Below are 17,139 nucleotides of genomic sequence, written 5' to 3'. Positions count from 1 at the left end.
CGGGCCATGCACTCAAAAGGGCGATATTCACCCCGCCCAATCCCCATAAGTCTTTCGCTCCGTCGGGGCTAACCAACCGCCCACAGGCCTCACGCCTCAGGCTTCTCCTTACCGGCCTCTTTGGCAGCGGCACGCTCCTGCTTGCGGGCCTCGGCAGCCTTGCGCTCCTTCTCGTCGTGCTTTTCGTAAGCCTCGACAATGCGCTGTACCAACTTGTGGCGTACAATATCCTTTTTGCCGAACTCCACGCGAGCTATACCCTCGACATTCTTCAATATACTTATCGCCTGCACCAGACCCGACGTCTGCGAAGCCGGCAGGTCTATCTGCGTCATGTCGCCCGTGACTATCATCTTGGCGTTCATGCCCAGGCGGGTGAGAAACATCTTTATCTGGTGTGTCGTGGTGTTCTGCGCCTCGTCGAGAATGATGACCGCATCGCTCAACGTACGGCCGCGCATGAAGGCCAACGGAGCAATCTGTATCACGTTCGACTCCATGTACTCCTTCAGCTTGGCGGCCGGAATCATATCTTCCAGCGCATCGTAGAGCGGTTGCAGATAGGGATCGATCTTGTCCTTCATGTCACCCGGCAGGAAACCCAGCTTCTCGCCGGCCTCCACGGCGGGACGGCTCAGGATAATCTTCTTCACCTCCTTGTTTTTCAGAGCCTTCACGGCCAGAGCAATAGCCACGTAGGTCTTGCCCGAACCGGCCGGCCCCAGGGCAAACGTGAGGTCGTTGTGGGCAAAAGCCTCGACCAGCTTCTGCTGGTTGGGCGTGCGGCCCGTGATGGGCTTGCCGTTCACCCCGTAGATGATAAGGTTCTCCAGCGGTTTCACGGTCTGCGGCTCATCGCCCTTGATGATGTCGATAATCACCTCTTCGCCCAGTTGGTTATACTCGGCACAATATTTCTCGAGCTGCTTGATTTTCTGCTCGAAAAGTTCGGTCTCCTTCTCGTCGCCGATTACCTTCATCACATTGCCCCGGGCAGCGATGCGCACCTTGGGGAAAAGATTCTTAATCACCTGCACGTTGGCGTTGTTCACACCGTAAAAAGTCACCGGATCGACGGCGTCCAATATAATTACTCTTTCTATCATTCGGCTGTTTCCTGTTCTTGGCCCGGCCTGTACACACCCGCCTGCCCCCTCGACCTTCACGCAGTCGACGACACAAGCCCGATACCTCCCGGGCAACTTATGCAAAAATAAAAAATTATCTGTTCATTTCTCAAAACAACGAGGGATAATTCATCGACATCTTTTCGAAGAAGCCCTCGGTAAGGCGCGACACCGCATAGTCTCCTATAGCTCCGGCCTCGATGCGCAGATAGCCCGGCATGGCAGGCTTCTGCTCGGTCTCGACCACATAAAAGCGGGCATGGATTACCCGGTGCGAAAGCACATGCTTGCAACTGTACACCTGGGCCGACACGCTCACCCGACCGGCCCCGGCAAACAGTTCGCCCCACACCTCGCTCTGCTGCAGGGCGTCGAGCGGCTGCTCTTCGGCCGTCTCGACAAGCGGCAGCTCATACAGATTGCGCCAGATGTCGCGACCCTCGCGCCGGCGCACCCAGGTATAACCCTCGTGCCGCACATAGAAGTAGTTGAAGTAGCGGGGCTTCACCACCGTGCGTCCCTGCTTCACCGGCAGCTCCTCCACCCGGCCCGTCGCCAAGGCCATGCAGCGGTCGGCAAAGATGCACCCGCCGCACTGCGGCGAGCGGGGCACACAATAGAGCGCCCCGAACTCCATCATCGCCTGGTTGTAACCGCCGGGGTCCTGCCGGTCGAGCAGCTCGTCGGCCAGGGCGGCAAACAGCTTTTTGCCTTCGGTCGTGTCGATAGGGGTGTCGATGCCGTAGATGCGCGAGAGCACCCGATAGACGTTGCCGTCGACTACGGCATGAGGCAACCCATAGGCAAACGAGGCAATAGCCGCCGCCGTGTAGTCGCCGATACCGGGTAGCGAACGTATGTCGTCGTAACTCCGGGGGAACTCCCCGCCAAACCGCTCGACCACCTGCCGGGCAGCAGCCAGCAGATTGCGGGCCCGGCTGTAATAGCCCAGCCCCTGCCACAGTTTCATCACCTCGTCGTCATCGGCCGCAGCCAACGCCCGCACGTCGGGGAAGCGCGACACAAAGCGGTTGTAGTATTCATACCCTTGTACCACCCGGGTCTGCTGCAAGATTATCTCCGAAATCCAGATGCGATACGCATCGGTTATGCCCCGCCACGGCAACACCCGGTGATTCCGGGCATACCAGTCGTGCAGGTCGGCGGCCAACGGCGATACGGCCTCGTTCGATAGTTCTTCCTTTCGTCTCATATTCCATGCAAAGATAGGACACACCGTGGGTAGAAGCAAATTTATTTGAACACACCGATACCACAACCGCTCCCTCCCCTTCTTCATCTCGACAACCCACCAATAGCAGGAGTCGAATGGAGGATAATATTGGTTGCCATTGCCACAAAAAGAGAGGCAGAAACCGATGGAAAATACCACCTGTCTCTGCCTGTTCCAAGCAAATCACTACAAACTATCGTTTATCCATGATACCAAATTTCACCCATTCCTCCTGAGGGAAACCGCTTTTAATCAAATAACGGAGGACATTGGCCTGGTCCTTTACCTCACAGAGCTGAACATTGGCTTTCCGCAGCTTCTCCGACACCTCGGCTCTAAGAGCATCTACTTCCCGAATCATCTCTATTGCTTTCGACGCTTCGGCTTCCAATTTATCAACAGCCGCTGTACCGATGCCCAATTTGGAAAGTTCTTGAAAATGAGACCTGATTCCTGCCACCATAGTTAACGCTTTTTGTGCATTTTGCTCAAATGTCTTTGACATAAACATTATAAATTTTAAATAAAACAAGGATCTACAACGCATCGAAATGCGCATGGATCCATAGCAAATATACGAAAAAAAACTTTTTTTTGTAACCTTAAAAAAGCAACTTTTTATATATAATTCACTCATTTCCAATCTATATAGAATCTCGTCCAGATAGATTTCACTCTATCCACACGACACAGATCGAACCTCAATCGGTACAAAAAAGTGACCGCACAAAACCGTCTTTTCCGATTTATACTTACATTTGCAATCGTACCTAATTTTTTTCGTTATGACCAACGACAAACAGCGCATATACAGCGGAGACTGGAAACCCCTGCATCCCTACACCGGCTCGGCATCGACCGACCTCTACTACATTACCCTGGCCAACAAAGTATTGGCCGCGATTCGTTCCATCGAAAACGACCTGGCCGAAGACGACTACCGTAAAATCGACCCCTCGGAACAGAAAGAGCTGGCCTGTATCCTCACCGCCTACTTCGAGGATGTCATCTCGCAAACCGGCATCTTCCAGGCCTTCTCCCGCGTCTATCAACAGAAGTATGGCAAACCGCTGCCCTTCTATTCCCTCGACAGCGACTACACGCCCGGCGAAATCAATACCGAGGACATCCAGTTCCTCATCTGGCACTACCACATGCAGCTCAACAACCTCGACATTGCCTACTCGCCGGCTCTCGATACTTTTGCCGCCATAGCCGCCGACGTGATGGAGTTGTTCGAGGCTGAATACGAAACGGCGCCCGAAAACGAAAAACTGCTCCACTACCTTCAACCCGACGAGAAGGAGCAGCACAACCTCTACGCGCTGCATGCACGCTTCCTGTGGCTCTGCACCCAGTCTTACCTCTTCTCCAACAACGGATACCTGCTCGAAGACCAGGCCGAAGCGCTGGCCGACGAAGCCAAGGAGAACGGACTGGAAGACCAGATTCCCGACATGGTCAACCAACTCTGCAACGACTTCGGCTTCAACCAGGTCACCGAGTTCATGCGCCTCACGCCGCCCCACTGGCTGGCCGAGGTTCTGGGTCCGGAATCGCCCCTCTACGACTCGCTCAGGAGCATGGGCCACAAATACACCGGCTACTACCGCTACGAAGGGGGCGACGACCGGGTGACCCGCTTCCGCCACATCGCCACCGACCGAGTGCTCGAGGTGACCAACCGCTCGCTCGTGGGACTGCCCCGCGACATGAAAAACCCCTCGCTCATCCTGCGCACCGGCTTCGTCGAATGGAACGGCGAATGGTGGCTCTCGGGACAGATTACCAGCTACGAAGATAGCGAAGACCTCATCGGCCAAATCACCGGCGACGACGACGAATACAACCTGTTCGAACCCGACGACGACCTGCCCGACGACGAACAGCAGATTATCCTCACCGACATCCTCTCGACCACCGTGGGCGAAGAGGGGCAGACACTCGACGAGTCGGATACCGCCTGGCAGGCCATGCTGAGCGACGAGATAGGCGAAGACTTCTTCATCGCCCAGGTCGAGGCCGGCCAGATAAAAGGACTCCAGTTCTACGACGACCCGGGCCGACTGTTGCTCGATAACCTCCGCTTTGTCACCGAATACATAAAACGATAAACACTTTAACTTTAATCATTTAAAAGAATTCATCATGAAAAGATTATTGCTGCTACCCATCACCCTGCTGCTCTGTATCGTCAGCCTCTGTGCCCAACAAGTCGACACCGTCACGATACACAGCAAAATGGGTCACGACCTGAAAAATATGGTCATCCTGCCCAAAAGCTACGCCGAGGGCAACACCCGGTACCCGGTTGTATACCTGCTGCACGGCTGCGGCGGCAACTACGCCTCGTGGATTACCATCAAACCCGAGTTGCCCCAACTGGCCTCGCAATACAACCTCATCATCGTCTGCCCCGACGGACTGATAAACAGCTGGTACTGGAACAGCCCGCTCAATAAGGACATGCAGTTCGAGGACTACATCTCCGACGAAGTCATCCGCTATACCGACTCGCACTACCGCACCATCGCCGACCGCAGCGCCCGGGCCATCTCGGGTCTCAGCATGGGCGGCCACGGTGCCATGTGGAACGCCATCCGTCACCGCAACGTATTCGGTGCCGCAGGCAGCATCAGCGGCGGCCTCGACATTCGCCCCTTCCCCACCAACTGGAAGATGCAGAACCAACTGGGCGAATTTGCCTCCAATAAAAAGCGTTGGGACGAGCATACCGTCATCAACCTCATCCCCTCGCTCAAAGACGGCGACCTGGCTATCATCATCGACTGCGGAGTCGACGACTTCTTCCTCGAGGTCAACCGCCGGGCCCACCAATCGCTGCTCGACCACAACATCAAGCACGACTACATCGAGCGACCAGGGGCTCACAACAATGCCTATTGGAACAACTCCATCGACTACCAGTTGCTCTTCTTCCACAAATTCTTCGCACAGCCCAAAGAGCCGAAGAAATAACAGCCCTGCCGGGCATAGAGGGGGATGCCAAAACACGTACAGCCAACGAGCTATCGACGAATTAAACGATTGTCTAACCTATTATAAAACCAAACTTTTATGGCTATGAACAAAAATCTAATTCTTACAGCCCTGCTGACTATCCTGTTTTCCACCGCCTCGATGGCACAAGAGAAGGTCTATCAACTCTCCAGTCACATCCTCGACATCAACGCCGGCCAACCGGCCACGGGGGTAACCATCCAACTCTCGCGGCTGGCCGACGGGCAGTCGTGGCAACCGGTCGATGCCAAGACCACCGACGCCAACGGCCGGGTGAAGGAGTTTCTCGAGAAACGCCCCGGCACCGACAACCGGGGCATCTACAAGCTCACCTACCTCGTAGGTCCCTACTTCGAGGCGCAGGCGCAAAAGTCGTTCTACCCCTTCATCGAGGTGGTATTCGAGATTACCGACGACAGCCACTACCATGTGCCCATCACCCTGTCGCCCTACGGATACTCGACCTACCGGGGCAATTGAGCGATTTATAAACAAATTACGAGATACGGTACTCCGTTTCAACAAAATTTTCCAAAGCCCGTTAAATAGTTAATAAAATAATTTGTTATACGACAATTACGTTAAAAACAGTTTGATTTTAAACTATCTGATTGGAATATTGAGCAATACGCCTTATATTTGTACCATGTTTTTTCATAGTATTAGATTTAAGGTTTACAAATTGGCTGTCGTGAGACAGCCTTTTTTTATTTTATATGCTCCCCTGCTACGCCGACAGTCACCTCTGCCGCGCCCCGGAGCAGAGCTCCCGTCCAACCGGGCGAAATACTCGGCGATTTCGCACGAAATCTCCGGTAGATAACCTGCCTATCATTCCTCTTTTTTTGCTAATTTTGCACCCAAATCTCATGGTAAGCCCTATGAACTATCAAGTTTTCGCACCCACCGACTGCTCGGCCACCATCGTACTGCCCACCTCCAAGAGCATCAGCAACAGAGCACTCATCCTCAACGCCCTGTGCCGCGACGCCATTCCCGTCGAGAACCTCTCGGAGTGTGACGACACGCGGGTCATGCGGCAGGCCTTTGCCGGCAGTAGCCCCGTCGTCGACATCCACGGTGCCGGCACCGCCATGCGATTCCTCACCGCCTACTACGCCCAACGGCCGGGCAGCCGCATCACCCTCACCGGGTCGGCACGCATGCAACAGCGCCCCATCCGTATTCTGGTCGACGCCTTGCGCTCGCTGGGGGCCGACATCCGCTACACCGCCCGTGAGGGATTCCCCCCTCTCGAAATCTGCGGTCGCGAGTTGAAGGGCGGCGAACTCACCCTGCCCGGCGACGTCAGTTCGCAATACATCTCGGCCCTGCTCATGATAGCCCCCCGCATGCACTACGGCCTCACCCTTATCCTCACCGGCGAGATGGTATCGATACCCTATATCGAGATGACCCTCGGCATGATGGCCCGCTTCGGCATCGAGGCCCGGCGCACGGGAAACACCATACGGGTACCGGCCGGCGAATACCGCCCCGCCCCGTTCCGGGTCGAACCCGACTGGTCGGCAGCCTCCTACTGGTACGAGATTGCGGCATTGGCCCCGGCGGGCACCATCACGCTGCCGGGTCTCTCGACCGAAAGTCTGCAAGGCGATGCCCGCATTGCCGCCCTGTTCGAACCGCTGGGTATCAATACCCTGTTTTCTTCAGACGGAGCAAAACTAATAAAATCGGACCACCGCACAACCGAATACCGCTGCGACCTCTCCGAACAGCCCGACCTGGCCCAAACCCTCGTCGCGACCTGCTGCCTGCTGGGAGTTCCCTTCCACTTCACCGGACTGCAAACCCTGCGCATCAAGGAGACCGACCGCATTGCCGCCCTCTGTGATGAGCTTATAAAATTAGGATATAAACTATTATCTTCGGACAGTACACTCACCTGGAACGGCGAAACCGTCACCCCCGGCGAGTCGCCCGTCATACAAACCTACGACGACCACCGCATGGCCATGGCCTTCGCCCCGGCAACCTTCCGCTTCCCCGGCATCACCATTGCCGACACGGCCGTTGTCGACAAATCGTATCCCGGCTATTGGGACGACCTCGCCCGGGCCGGCTTCACCCTCACCCCCCGGGAGAAAGGAGATATTTCGCTATGATTATACTCGTCATCGCCATCGTACTGCTGGGTCTCGTCACCTACTACTTCCACCGCCGCGACCAGCGCAAACAGGCCGCTGCCGGCACACCGCCCCCGGCCGAAGAGAAACCCGCACCGCCGCAAGAGTGTTGTGGGCAGCACCTCGTGTGCGAGCGCGACAGCCTGCTGGCCGGGGTGAGCAAGGCCATCGAATACTACGACGACGAGGAGCTCGACGAATGGAAGGGGACCCCGGCCGACCAGTACACCCCCGAGCAGGTAGAGCACTTCAGGGACATTTTCTACACCCTCCTGCCCACCGACGTGCCGGGATGGGTACGCAGCCTGCAACTGCGCCAGATCGAGGTACCCGAAGCCCTGCGCGACGAGATTCTGCTCGTGGTCAACGAGCAAAGAAACATCGACAAATAACCACCGTTTACAATGGATATTTTCAATTATACATTTTTTCAAAATGCCCTGTGGGCGCTCCTCCTCATCTCGATTATCAGCGCCATCATAGGCACCTATATCGTAGCCCGGCGCATGCTCTTCATCACCGGAGGTATCACCCACGCCTCGTTCGGCGGATTGGGTATAGGCTACTTTCTGGGAATAAGCCCCACCCTCTCGGCTCTCTTCTTCGCCATACTATCGGCGCTGGGGGTCGAGTGGATGTCGCGCGGGAAAACCGTGCGAGAAGACTCGGCCATCGCCGTCATCTGGACACTGGGCATGGCCGTCGGCATCATCTTCATCTTCATGACACCCGGCTACACCCCGGGGCTCACCGAGTTCCTCTTCGGCAACATCCTCACCATCACCCGCACCGACATCCTGGTGTTTGCCGCCTTTGCCGCCCTGCTCGTCGTCTACACCCTGCTGCAATACCGCCGCATCGTCTACACCGCGTTCGACACCGATTTCGCCCATACCCGCAGTATCAACACCCGGCTCATCAACTACATCATGACCTTCTTCGTAGCCACGGCCGTGGTCCTCTCCATCCGGTTGGTAGGCATCATGCTGCTCATCTCCATCCTCTCCTTGCCGCAGATGATAGCCGAGCTCTTCTGCCACCGCTTCCGCGACATCATCTGGCTCTCGGGACTCATCAACCTTCTGGCCGGTATCGGCGGGCTGCTGCTCTCCTACTGGCTCGACGTGCCGGCCGGCGCCACCATCGTCTTCACCCTCATCGTCGTCTACCTGGTAGCCAAGCTCCTGACGAGTCAGATGCAACGCACCGTAGCCAAAAGACAATAAAACCGCCGTTTTTCAGTTTAAAAATATGGCTTCTTATCCCCGTAGCGTTTGAAAAAAAGAGTAATACATATCGTCGTTCTGCTGGTGACCCTGGCGCTCGTATCCTGTTCGACCAAGAAGAATACGGCCTTCACCCGCTTTTACCACAGCTTTACGACCCGCTACAACGTCTATTTCAACGGGATAGAAAACTACAAGGAGCAGATGAAAAACATGGAGACCGAGTATCAGGACAACTTCACCGACCTCCTCTACATGCACCCGGCCCAAGCCTATGCCAACCCCAAGGACCCGCAACCCTCGGGCAGCTTCGACCGCACCATCGAGAAGTGCCAGAAAGCCATCCAGCTCCACTCCATCAAGAAGAAGCCCAAGCGCGACTCCCGAAAGATGAGCGACCCCAAATATCGCGACTACCTCAAGCGCGACGAGTACAACCCCTTCATCCACAACGCCTGGCGACTGATGGGCCAGGCCCAGTATTACAAGGGCGAGTTCCTCGAGGCCGCAGCTACCTTTCTCTACATCTCGCGTCACTTCACCTGGATGCCCGACCTCGTAGCCGAGGCCAAGCTCTGGCAGGCCCGATGCTACATTGCCCTGGGCTGGCTCTACGAAGCCGAAGACATACTCCAGAAAATCAACAACGACAAGCTGCCCGAGTCGCAAAACAACTGGTTTGCCACCGTCAATGCCGACTACCTCATCCGCAGCGGCCAATACCAGAAGGCCATCCCCTTCCTCGAGACCGCCATCAAGTCGGCCCCGAGCAAGCAACAGCGCATCCGGCTCACCTTCCTGCTGGGGCAGCTCTACGAAAAAACCGGGGTCAACGCCAAAGCCTACGAGACTTTCGGGAAGGTCATCTCCATGAACCCGCCCTACCGCACCGAGTTCAACGCCCGCATCAAGCAGACCGAGGTCTTCTCGGGCAAAGACATCACCAAGGAGGTGAAAAAGCTCACCCGCATGGCCTCGCGCGACCGCAACAAAGAGTACCTCGACCAGGTCTACTACGCCATCGGCAACCTCTACCTCTCGCGTAAGGATACCCTCAAGGCGATGGAGAACTACCGCCTGGCCAACCAGAAGAGCACCCGCAACGGCATCGAGAAGGCCATCTGCCAGGTGACCCTCGGCGACCTCTACTTCGACCGGCGCGAATATGTCGACGCCCAGCCCTGCTATGCCGAGGCCCTGCCTCTGCTCAAGGAGGATTTCCCCCGCTACGACCTGCTCTCGCGGCGCTCCACCGTGCTCGACGAGCTGGTAGTCTACGCCCAGAATGTCGAGTTGCAGGACAGTCTGCAAGACCTGGCCGCCATGAGCGAGACCGAGCGCAACAAAGCCATCCAGCAGATTATCGACGACCTCATCAAGAAAGAGAAGGAAGAGGCCGAAGCCCTTCAGCGCGAAGAGTATCTGGCCCAGCAACAGGGGCCCCAGTTCAACAGCAACAACGCGGCCAAGAACAACGCCACCCTGATTTCGGGCGACAAGTCGTGGTACTTCTACAACAAAACCATGGTAGCCGCCGGTAAGACCGAATTCCAACGCATCTGGGGTAGCCGTAAGCTCGAGGACGACTGGCGCCGCCGCAACAAGTCGGGATTCTCGATGAGCGACTTTGCCGAGAAAACCGATGGAGGAGGCGACACCGAGGAAGGCATGGAGGTCGACGAGAACGGCATGCCCCTCGAGGAGAGCCCCGACAGCGCCCAGCTGGCCGATGCCGAGGATCCCCACAAACCGGCATTCTACCTCAAGCAGATACCTCTCACCCCCGAGGCCCTCGAGGTCTCGAACGAGGTGGTGGCCGAAGGTCTCTTCAACATGGGTATCATCCTCAAGAACAAGCTCGAGGACTACCCCGCCGCCATCGCCAACTTCAACCTGCTCGAAGAGCGGTTCCCCGAGAACCCCTATCGGCTCGACGTCTACTACAACATGTACCTCATGTACATGCGCAACGGCGACGAAGTCACCGCCGGCATCTACCGCGACAAGATACGGTCTACCTTCCCCGAGAGCGCCTATGCCCAGGCCATGGCCGACCCGCACTACCTCGACAACCTGCGGCGCATGAGCACCGAGCAGGACTCCATCTACGAGGATACCTATGCCGCCTATCTCGCCAACAACAACGCGGCCGTGCACCGCAGCCGCCAGTATATGGAGGAGAAGTATCCCCTCTCGCCGCTCATGCCCAAGTTCCTATTCCTCGACGCGCTCGCCTACGTGGGCGACAAGCAGTACGACAAATTCAAGGCCGGGCTGAGAGACCTGCTCGAGCGCTATCCGCAAGCCGACGTATCGCCCCTGGCCACCACCATGCTCAAGGGGGTAGCTCAGGGCCGGCAGGTAGCCGAGGGCAGCGGCAACCTGCGGGGCATGCTGTGGAAGGCCCGTCTGACCAACGACACCACGACCGTCCTCAACGACACGGCCCAGGTAGCCTTCACCCAGGACCTCAAGGCTCCGCACGTGCTTCTGCTGGTCTACGCCACCGACAGCGTATCGTCCAACCAGTTGCTCTTCGACGTGGCCAAACACAACTTCACCACGTTTGTTATTAAAGATTTCGACCTCGAAATAATGACCTTTAACGAAATAAGTATGTTAGTTGTCAAAGGATTTAATAACTTTGACGAGTTGTCGCACTATCGCCGGTTGCTCGACCACAGCGAGACATTCCGCTACCCGCCCGGTGTCAAGCCCGTGATGATCAGCGAAGACAACTTCAAGAAACTGCTCGAAGGATACAGTTTCGAAGACTATTTCTTATTTCTTGAAAACAACCCGCTACCAGAAGAGCCTTATGAAGAACGGTAAAATACTTTGGGCCGACGACGAAATCGATTTGCTGAAACCGCATATCCTCTTCCTCCAACAGAAGGGATACGACGTCACCACCGTATCCAACGGCCGCGACGCCCTTGAAAAAGCGGCTCACGAGGCTTTCGATCTCATCATTCTCGACGAGAACATGCCCGGCTTGAGCGGTCTCGACACCCTCAGCCAAATCAAAATGGACAACCCCTCCATCCCTGTGGTCATGATTACCAAGAGCGAGGAGGAGAACATCATGAACCAGGCCATCGGTAACAAAATATCCGACTACCTCATCAAACCCGTGAATCCCAACCAGATACTCCTGTCAATCAAGAAGAATCTCCACCACAAGGAGATTATCCTCGAGAAGACCTCGAGCGACTACCGGCAGGAGTTTCAGCACATCAGCAGCCAGATAAACGACTCCTATTCGTGGACCGACTGGTACGAGGTGTACAAGAAACTGGTATTCTGGGAACTGGAGCTCACCCAGGCCGAGAGCGACATGGACGAACTCCTCACCCTGCAGAAGAGCGAGGCCAACAGCGCCTTTGCCAAGTTTGTCAAGAAGAACTACGAAAAGTGGATTACCGGCGGCGAACACCCCCTGATGAGCCACGAGCTCTTCAAGACCAAGGTATTCCCCCTCATCGACAACGGTGAGAAGGTATTCTTCATCCTCATCGACAACTTCCGCCTCGACCAGTGGCGGGTCATCAAGCCGCTGCTCAGCGAATACTTCACCGCCGAGGAGGACCTCTACTTCAGCATTCTGCCCACGGCCACACAATATGCCCGCAACGCCATATTCTCGGGCCTCATGCCCAACCAGATTGCCCGCATGTTCCCCGACCTCTGGGTCGACGAAGACGAGGAGGAGGGCAAGAACCTCAACGAAGCGCCTCTCATCCAGACGCTGCTCGACCGCTTCCGCAAGCGCTACTCCTTCTCCTACAACAAAATCAACGAGTCGGCTTTCGGCGAGAAGCTCATCCAGAACTTCCCGCAAATCGAGAACAACCAGCTCAACGTCTGCGTGCTCAACTTTGTCGACATGCTCTCGCACGCCCGCACCGAGTCGAAGATGATTCGCGAGCTGGCCTCGACCGAGGCGGCCTACCGCTCCATCACCGAGTCGTGGTTCAAGCACTCGTCGGCGCTCGACCTCTTCCGCAAAATCGCCGAGAAAGATTTCAAGATCATTCTCACCACCGACCACGGTACCGTACACGTGAACAACCCCATCAAGGTAATCGGCGACAAGAACACCAACACCAACCTGCGCTACAAGGTGGGCAAGTCGCTCAGCTACAACCCCAAGCAGGTTTACGAAATCAAGTCGCCCGAGCGCTACGGACTGCCCTCGCCCAACATCAGCTCTACCTACATATTTGCCACCAACCACGATTTCTTTGCCTACCCCAACAACTACAACTACTACGTGGGCTACTACAAGGATACTTTCCAGCACGGCGGCATCTCCATGGAAGAGATGATGATTCCACTGATTACACTCACCAAAAAATAGAATACGATTATGCACACCCTTGTCATAGAAAACCTCGACCAGATAAACAAGACCGCCCGCCAGTTCATCGAACTCATGGCCGACTACACCGTCTTTGCCTTCCACGGCGAGATGGGCGCGGGCAAAACCACCTTCATCAAAGCCATCTGCGAAGAGCTGGGCGTCGAAGACCCCGTCAACAGCCCCACCTTCGCCATCATCAACGAATACCGTTCGGCCACGACCGGCGAACTCATCTACCACTTCGACTGCTACCGCATCAACAAGCTGCAGGAGGCCTACGACCTGGGAGCCGAGGACTATTTCGCCAGCGGCGCCCTCTGCTTCATCGAGTGGCCCGAAAAGATTGAGGAGCTGCTCCCCGACGATTGTGTAAATGTAGAGATTACCGAGACCGACGGCGGCGTCCGCACCGTCAACATCGACCTGTAATCGGCCGTCCAACCGCAACCGTCGTCCGCCATGCACCACGCCCCCGCCCTCATACCGGCCCTTATCGTGTTGAGCCTGTTCCTCATCTCGGGACTGCTCGCACTCGGTGCGGCCCTGGGCAACTGGGGGTGGTTCTTCAACAGCAAGAACTGCCGGCTATTCACCTCGCGGCTCACCCGCGGGCAAGCCCGTTGGCTCTACGGTATACTGGGGGCACTCATCCTGCTGATGACGGCAATCATCGCACGCGACATGCTGTCGCAAACGGCGTCCACCCGCGAACCACAACCCCACGCGGCACCGGCATCGCCCACGCTCTACCTCGGCTGCAACACGTCGACAAACGACTCGGGCAACACCACATTCTCCATCGTCAGCGCCTCGGCAAAGAGCGGCGCAATCTCCCGGTCGTGAAACCCGGCTATGCCGCACCCGATGCGGGTCACATAGAAGAGCAGCTCGCGGTGTGCCCGGGCAAAGGCGAGAAACTCGTCGACATAGGGCTTGATAGTCTCCACCCCGCCCTGCATCGTGGGTATGGCGTATGACTGCCCTTGCAGCCCCACACCCTGCCCCCACACCGCACCGAAGTGCCGCATGGCCACACGAGCGGCTCCGCCGCCGTGCATACCGGCCAGATTGCTGCCAAACACAAACACCTCGCCGGGTGCCAGCGAAGTGATACACTCCGGGGTGAACCGCCTCGGTCCTGCTGTCCGGCCACCCGCCTCTCGAGCCGTCGAACGCTCCTTGTTTTCTTCCTGTTTCATATCTGCTTGCGAGCCTGTGGCTCGATACCAAAAGTAAGCAAATTCTTTCGATTACACACCCTCTGCCCTCCATTTTTCACACACGCCCCGGCAGCGCTCCCCATCCTTTGCGCTGCACCCGGTTCGGCCTGCGTTTGTCAGCACAAACAATTCGCAGCACGGGTTGTTATATATCCACAACATCTTACCGAACCACTTTAATAAACTGAATTATGAGAAAGATTCTGTTTGGGGCAACCGCCCTGCTGCTCGTGCCGGCCCTCTCGGCCTGCTGCGACGACAACAAGACCACCGACGAACCGGCTCAACCCGAGGCGGTACAACTGATCACCCCCAATGTGAGCGCCCGCATTGCCGACCCGCTCAACCAAAATCCCTTCACGGGCATCCTCGAAATCTATCCCTGCTATGCCGAGACCTCGACCTACTACGGCAACTACATCAACAGCAAAAAGACCGTATTCAACGGCTACTACACCATCATCGACGGACACATATACGGCGAGTACAACCGGCCGCTGCAACTGCCGGTCGGCACCTACAACATGGTCTACTGGGGCACCCCGAAATACGACGACCCCATCTACAACACCCCCGCCATCAACGAGCCCGGTATCACCCAGGATGCCGACCTCTCGACCCTCTACTTCAGACTGCGGGCCAACACCGACGGCACCTACATGCCCGTCTATGACCTGGTACACGCCGTGAAACCGGCCAACGTGGGACAGGAAGACCTGCAGGCGGCCCTCACCCGCGTGACGGCCGGCATACGCATCATTGCCAAGATGCAGGACAACTCCGAGTTCAACCCCTCCATCACCAACATCCAGGCCCGTATCGGCGGCATTGCCGAGAAGATGAACTTCTATACGGCCGAGGTCGAGAACACGACCAAAGTCGTTAAGTTCGACCTCGAACGCTCCGACGACAATACCATCATGAGCAACGCCACCGTCATGCTCTTCCCCTCGGCCGAAAATCCTCCGCTCGAGCTCATCATCACCCTGGCCAATGGTACCGAACACACCCTGTCGAAGAACCTCAGCTCTACCCTATCGCCCAATACCAAGCTCACCCTCAACATCGTTTTGGGCGAAATCCTGTCGGGCGAAACGCCGGGCGACTTCTCCATCGAAGACTGGAACGAAGTGAGCGAAACCATCGAATTCCCGATTATCAACTGAATACGACCAAGTCCATAGCGAGGCTGTCGATACAACCTCCCCCCCCCCTCAAACAGCAAGGCGACCCCCGGTCCTCGGGAGCCGCCTTGCTGTCGTATCTTCGTTCTACGGTTATCCGTTCGATATACAACCGTTACACTATCTTTTCAGGCACAGCGCCAGCCCGGCACTCCACCCCCTCGAGCCGCAGCAAAGCCGCCTTGCGTTCCACCCCACCGGCATACCCGGTGAGGCTGCCGTCGCACCCCACCACCCGATGGCAAGGCACCACGATACTCACGGGATTGTGCCCCACGGCGCCGCCCACGGCCTGTGCCGACACCCGGCCACCGCCCCGCTCGCGCTCCAGTTGCCGCGCTATCGCCTTGTAGGTAACCACCTCGCCGCGCGGTATCTGCTGCAACAGCCGCCACACGGCCAGCCGGAAATGGCTCCCCTCCAGCCGCAAGGGCGGAACCGCCCCGGGATTTTCGCCCGCAAAGTAGCGGTCGAGCCACACACGGGTCTGGTCAAAGAGCGGTAACGCCTGAGCTTCGCAGGCCGGCAGGCCGGCCTCGGGGTAATACTTCTGCCCGTCGAACCACAGCCCCGTCAGCCGCTCCCCGTCGCTGGCCATCGTCATCGGTCCCAGCGGCGAAAGGTATCCCTGTCTGTAACGAAAAAGTTCCATCCTGCCGATATATAAAAACGACAAGCCTCGGGCATTGCACACACCCGGGAGCTCGGTATTGTAACGATAATTTGCGATTCGATTATTGCGGTTGAGCCGGATTCTCGGGCTCCGACTGTGCAGGCTCCGCAGCAGCGGCAGCCTCGTCGGCTACGGCGAGTTGTTCGCTCGCCTTAATCTGCTCATACAGGGTCACTATCATAAAGGCCGAAATGATGAGCGTCACCACCACGCCTACAATCAAGGCAATAAAGCCGATGATATTCAGTACTATCATCATCAGAACAGCAAGAATGATTTTCCCCATGTTCCCGTGAGTCATCGACCAACTGCGTTGAATGGCATCGAATACCCCCAGGGAGGAATCGTCGACATAGGCCAAAACCGTAAACATCAGGCGCAGGACCAGATACAAAGCGACCAGCGAGAAGAGGATGGAGACAATGCCCGATACCCCGCTGAACATCATACCCAACGTGTATCCCAACTCATAGGGATTGGAGAAATCGGCAACGGCCAAACTCGACCCGAGACCGGCTACCAAAATGACAACCCCGACCAACATGGGCAACATGCAGATGAAACTCACCACCACGTTCAACACAATCAAGCCGCCCAATTTAGGCAACATCTGTCCGAATGTCGAGAACGAAGGCTCTTCGCCCGCATGGGCATTCAGCATGATTTTATTCATACTGGCACTGAACCATACCGACAAAACGAGGCTTACGATATAGAAAAGCCAGTACCGGATCGAAGTCATATCGCTGCCCCCCAGCAAAGAGACAATCCACGACACCACCATGATTCCCAAAAAGAGGCCGAGCATGACAATAAAGTGCTTACGGGTCAATGCCCACCCCGTCTTCAATGCGCCGTTAGGCGACAGCAATTGTGCTTTCATATTGTTTGTTATTTAATCGATAATCTTAATCAACTCTTGCAAATATAATATTATTAACAGA

The 17,139-nt window shown here is 56.4% G+C and carries 17 protein-coding genes; 11 read left to right on the top strand and 6 right to left on the bottom strand.

The window, feature by feature from the left end:
• Positions 1–89: 89 nt before the first annotated feature.
• The 3 genes from B5F38_RS09085 to B5F38_RS09075 form a co-directional block, all read right to left on the bottom strand.
• Positions 90–1,106, bottom strand: coding sequence for a PhoH family protein (locus B5F38_RS09085; RefSeq protein ID WP_087408975.1), 1,017 nt, complete (start codon positions 1,104–1,106; stop codon positions 90–92).
• A 130-nt stretch (positions 1,107–1,236) separates the two neighbouring features.
• On the bottom strand, positions 1,237–2,340 hold the full coding sequence (gene mutY, locus B5F38_RS09080) for an A/G-specific adenine glycosylase (RefSeq protein ID WP_087408974.1): 1,104 nt from the start codon (positions 2,338–2,340) through the stop codon (positions 1,237–1,239).
• A 214-nt stretch (positions 2,341–2,554) separates the two neighbouring features.
• On the bottom strand, positions 2,555–2,866 hold the full coding sequence (locus B5F38_RS09075; protein WP_143240952.1) for a hypothetical protein: 312 nt from the start codon (positions 2,864–2,866) through the stop codon (positions 2,555–2,557).
• Positions 2,867–3,146: 280 nt separating this feature from the next.
• Between B5F38_RS09075 and B5F38_RS09070 the strand changes: the two genes are divergently transcribed.
• The 10 genes from B5F38_RS09070 to B5F38_RS09025 all read left to right on the top strand — a co-directional run bounded on the left by B5F38_RS09070 (position 3,147) and on the right by B5F38_RS09025 (position 13,961).
• Positions 3,147–4,475: a DUF3843 family protein gene (locus B5F38_RS09070; RefSeq protein WP_087408972.1), complete on the top strand. Its 1,329-nt coding sequence runs from the start codon at positions 3,147–3,149 to the stop codon at positions 4,473–4,475.
• Between the two features lie 34 nt (positions 4,476–4,509).
• Positions 4,510–5,340 carry an alpha/beta hydrolase family protein gene (locus B5F38_RS09065; protein WP_087408971.1) on the top strand — a complete coding sequence of 277 codons (831 nt, stop codon included), beginning with the start codon at positions 4,510–4,512 and terminating at the stop codon, positions 5,338–5,340.
• A gap of 105 nt (positions 5,341–5,445) precedes the next feature.
• Positions 5,446–5,862 (top strand): hydroxyisourate hydrolase, encoded by a 417-nt coding sequence (gene uraH, locus B5F38_RS09060; protein WP_087409038.1) that lies wholly within the window; start codon positions 5,446–5,448, stop codon positions 5,860–5,862.
• 401 nt (positions 5,863–6,263) lie between these two features.
• Positions 6,264–7,508, top strand: a complete 1,245-nt coding sequence (locus tag B5F38_RS09055; RefSeq protein ID WP_087408970.1) for a 3-phosphoshikimate 1-carboxyvinyltransferase — start codon at positions 6,264–6,266, stop codon at positions 7,506–7,508.
• Positions 7,505–7,921 carry a phospholipase gene (locus B5F38_RS09050; protein ID WP_087408969.1) on the top strand — a complete coding sequence of 139 codons (417 nt, stop codon included), beginning with the start codon at positions 7,505–7,507 and terminating at the stop codon, positions 7,919–7,921. The genes B5F38_RS09055 and B5F38_RS09050 overlap by 4 nt, the downstream gene beginning before the upstream one ends.
• 12 nt (positions 7,922–7,933) lie before the next feature.
• On the top strand, positions 7,934–8,755 hold the full coding sequence (locus tag B5F38_RS09045) for a metal ABC transporter permease (protein ID WP_087408968.1): 822 nt from the start codon (positions 7,934–7,936) through the stop codon (positions 8,753–8,755).
• A 48-nt stretch (positions 8,756–8,803) separates the two neighbouring features.
• Positions 8,804–11,587, top strand: a complete 2,784-nt coding sequence (locus tag B5F38_RS09040; RefSeq protein ID WP_241147842.1) for a tetratricopeptide repeat protein — start codon at positions 8,804–8,806, stop codon at positions 11,585–11,587.
• Positions 11,574–13,115 carry a bifunctional response regulator/alkaline phosphatase family protein gene (locus tag B5F38_RS09035; RefSeq protein ID WP_087408967.1) on the top strand — a complete coding sequence of 514 codons (1,542 nt, stop codon included), beginning with the start codon at positions 11,574–11,576 and terminating at the stop codon, positions 13,113–13,115. The genes B5F38_RS09040 and B5F38_RS09035 overlap by 14 nt, the downstream gene beginning before the upstream one ends.
• A 9-nt stretch (positions 13,116–13,124) precedes the next feature.
• Positions 13,125–13,547: a tRNA (adenosine(37)-N6)-threonylcarbamoyltransferase complex ATPase subunit type 1 TsaE gene (gene tsaE, locus B5F38_RS09030; protein ID WP_087408966.1), complete on the top strand. Its 423-nt coding sequence runs from the start codon at positions 13,125–13,127 to the stop codon at positions 13,545–13,547.
• A gap of 30 nt (positions 13,548–13,577) precedes the next feature.
• The gene (locus B5F38_RS09025; RefSeq protein ID WP_087408965.1) at positions 13,578–13,961 is read left to right on the top strand and encodes an immunity 17 family protein; all 384 of its coding nucleotides are present in this window, start codon (positions 13,578–13,580) and stop codon (positions 13,959–13,961) included.
• Here B5F38_RS09025 and B5F38_RS09020 read toward each other — a convergent pair.
• Positions 13,865–14,317, bottom strand: coding sequence for a hypothetical protein (locus B5F38_RS09020; RefSeq protein WP_241147841.1), 453 nt, complete (start codon positions 14,315–14,317; stop codon positions 13,865–13,867). The two genes, B5F38_RS09025 and B5F38_RS09020, sit on opposite strands and share 97 nt — an antisense overlap.
• Positions 14,318–14,529: 212 nt before the next feature.
• Here B5F38_RS09020 and B5F38_RS09015 point away from each other — a divergent pair, with 212 nt between their 5' ends.
• The gene (locus tag B5F38_RS09015; RefSeq protein ID WP_087408964.1) at positions 14,530–15,504 is read left to right on the top strand and encodes a FimB/Mfa2 family fimbrial subunit; all 975 of its coding nucleotides are present in this window, start codon (positions 14,530–14,532) and stop codon (positions 15,502–15,504) included.
• Between the two features lie 133 nt (positions 15,505–15,637).
• Here B5F38_RS09015 and B5F38_RS09010 read toward each other — a convergent pair whose 3' ends face one another.
• On the bottom strand, positions 15,638–16,174 hold the full coding sequence (locus B5F38_RS09010; RefSeq protein WP_087408963.1) for a methylated-DNA--[protein]-cysteine S-methyltransferase: 537 nt from the start codon (positions 16,172–16,174) through the stop codon (positions 15,638–15,640).
• A gap of 82 nt (positions 16,175–16,256) precedes the next feature.
• Positions 16,257–17,078, bottom strand: a complete 822-nt coding sequence (locus tag B5F38_RS09005) for a hypothetical protein (RefSeq protein WP_087408962.1) — start codon at positions 17,076–17,078, stop codon at positions 16,257–16,259.
• Between the last annotated feature and the right edge of the window lie 61 nt (positions 17,079–17,139).

Origin of the sequence: Barnesiella sp. An22, from assembly GCF_002159975.1 — a bacterium.
GTDB lineage: Bacteria > Bacteroidota > Bacteroidia > Bacteroidales > Barnesiellaceae > Barnesiella > Barnesiella merdigallinarum.
Note: the sequence above shows the minus strand (reverse complement) of the source record. Positions and strands in the feature narration are given on the sequence as shown.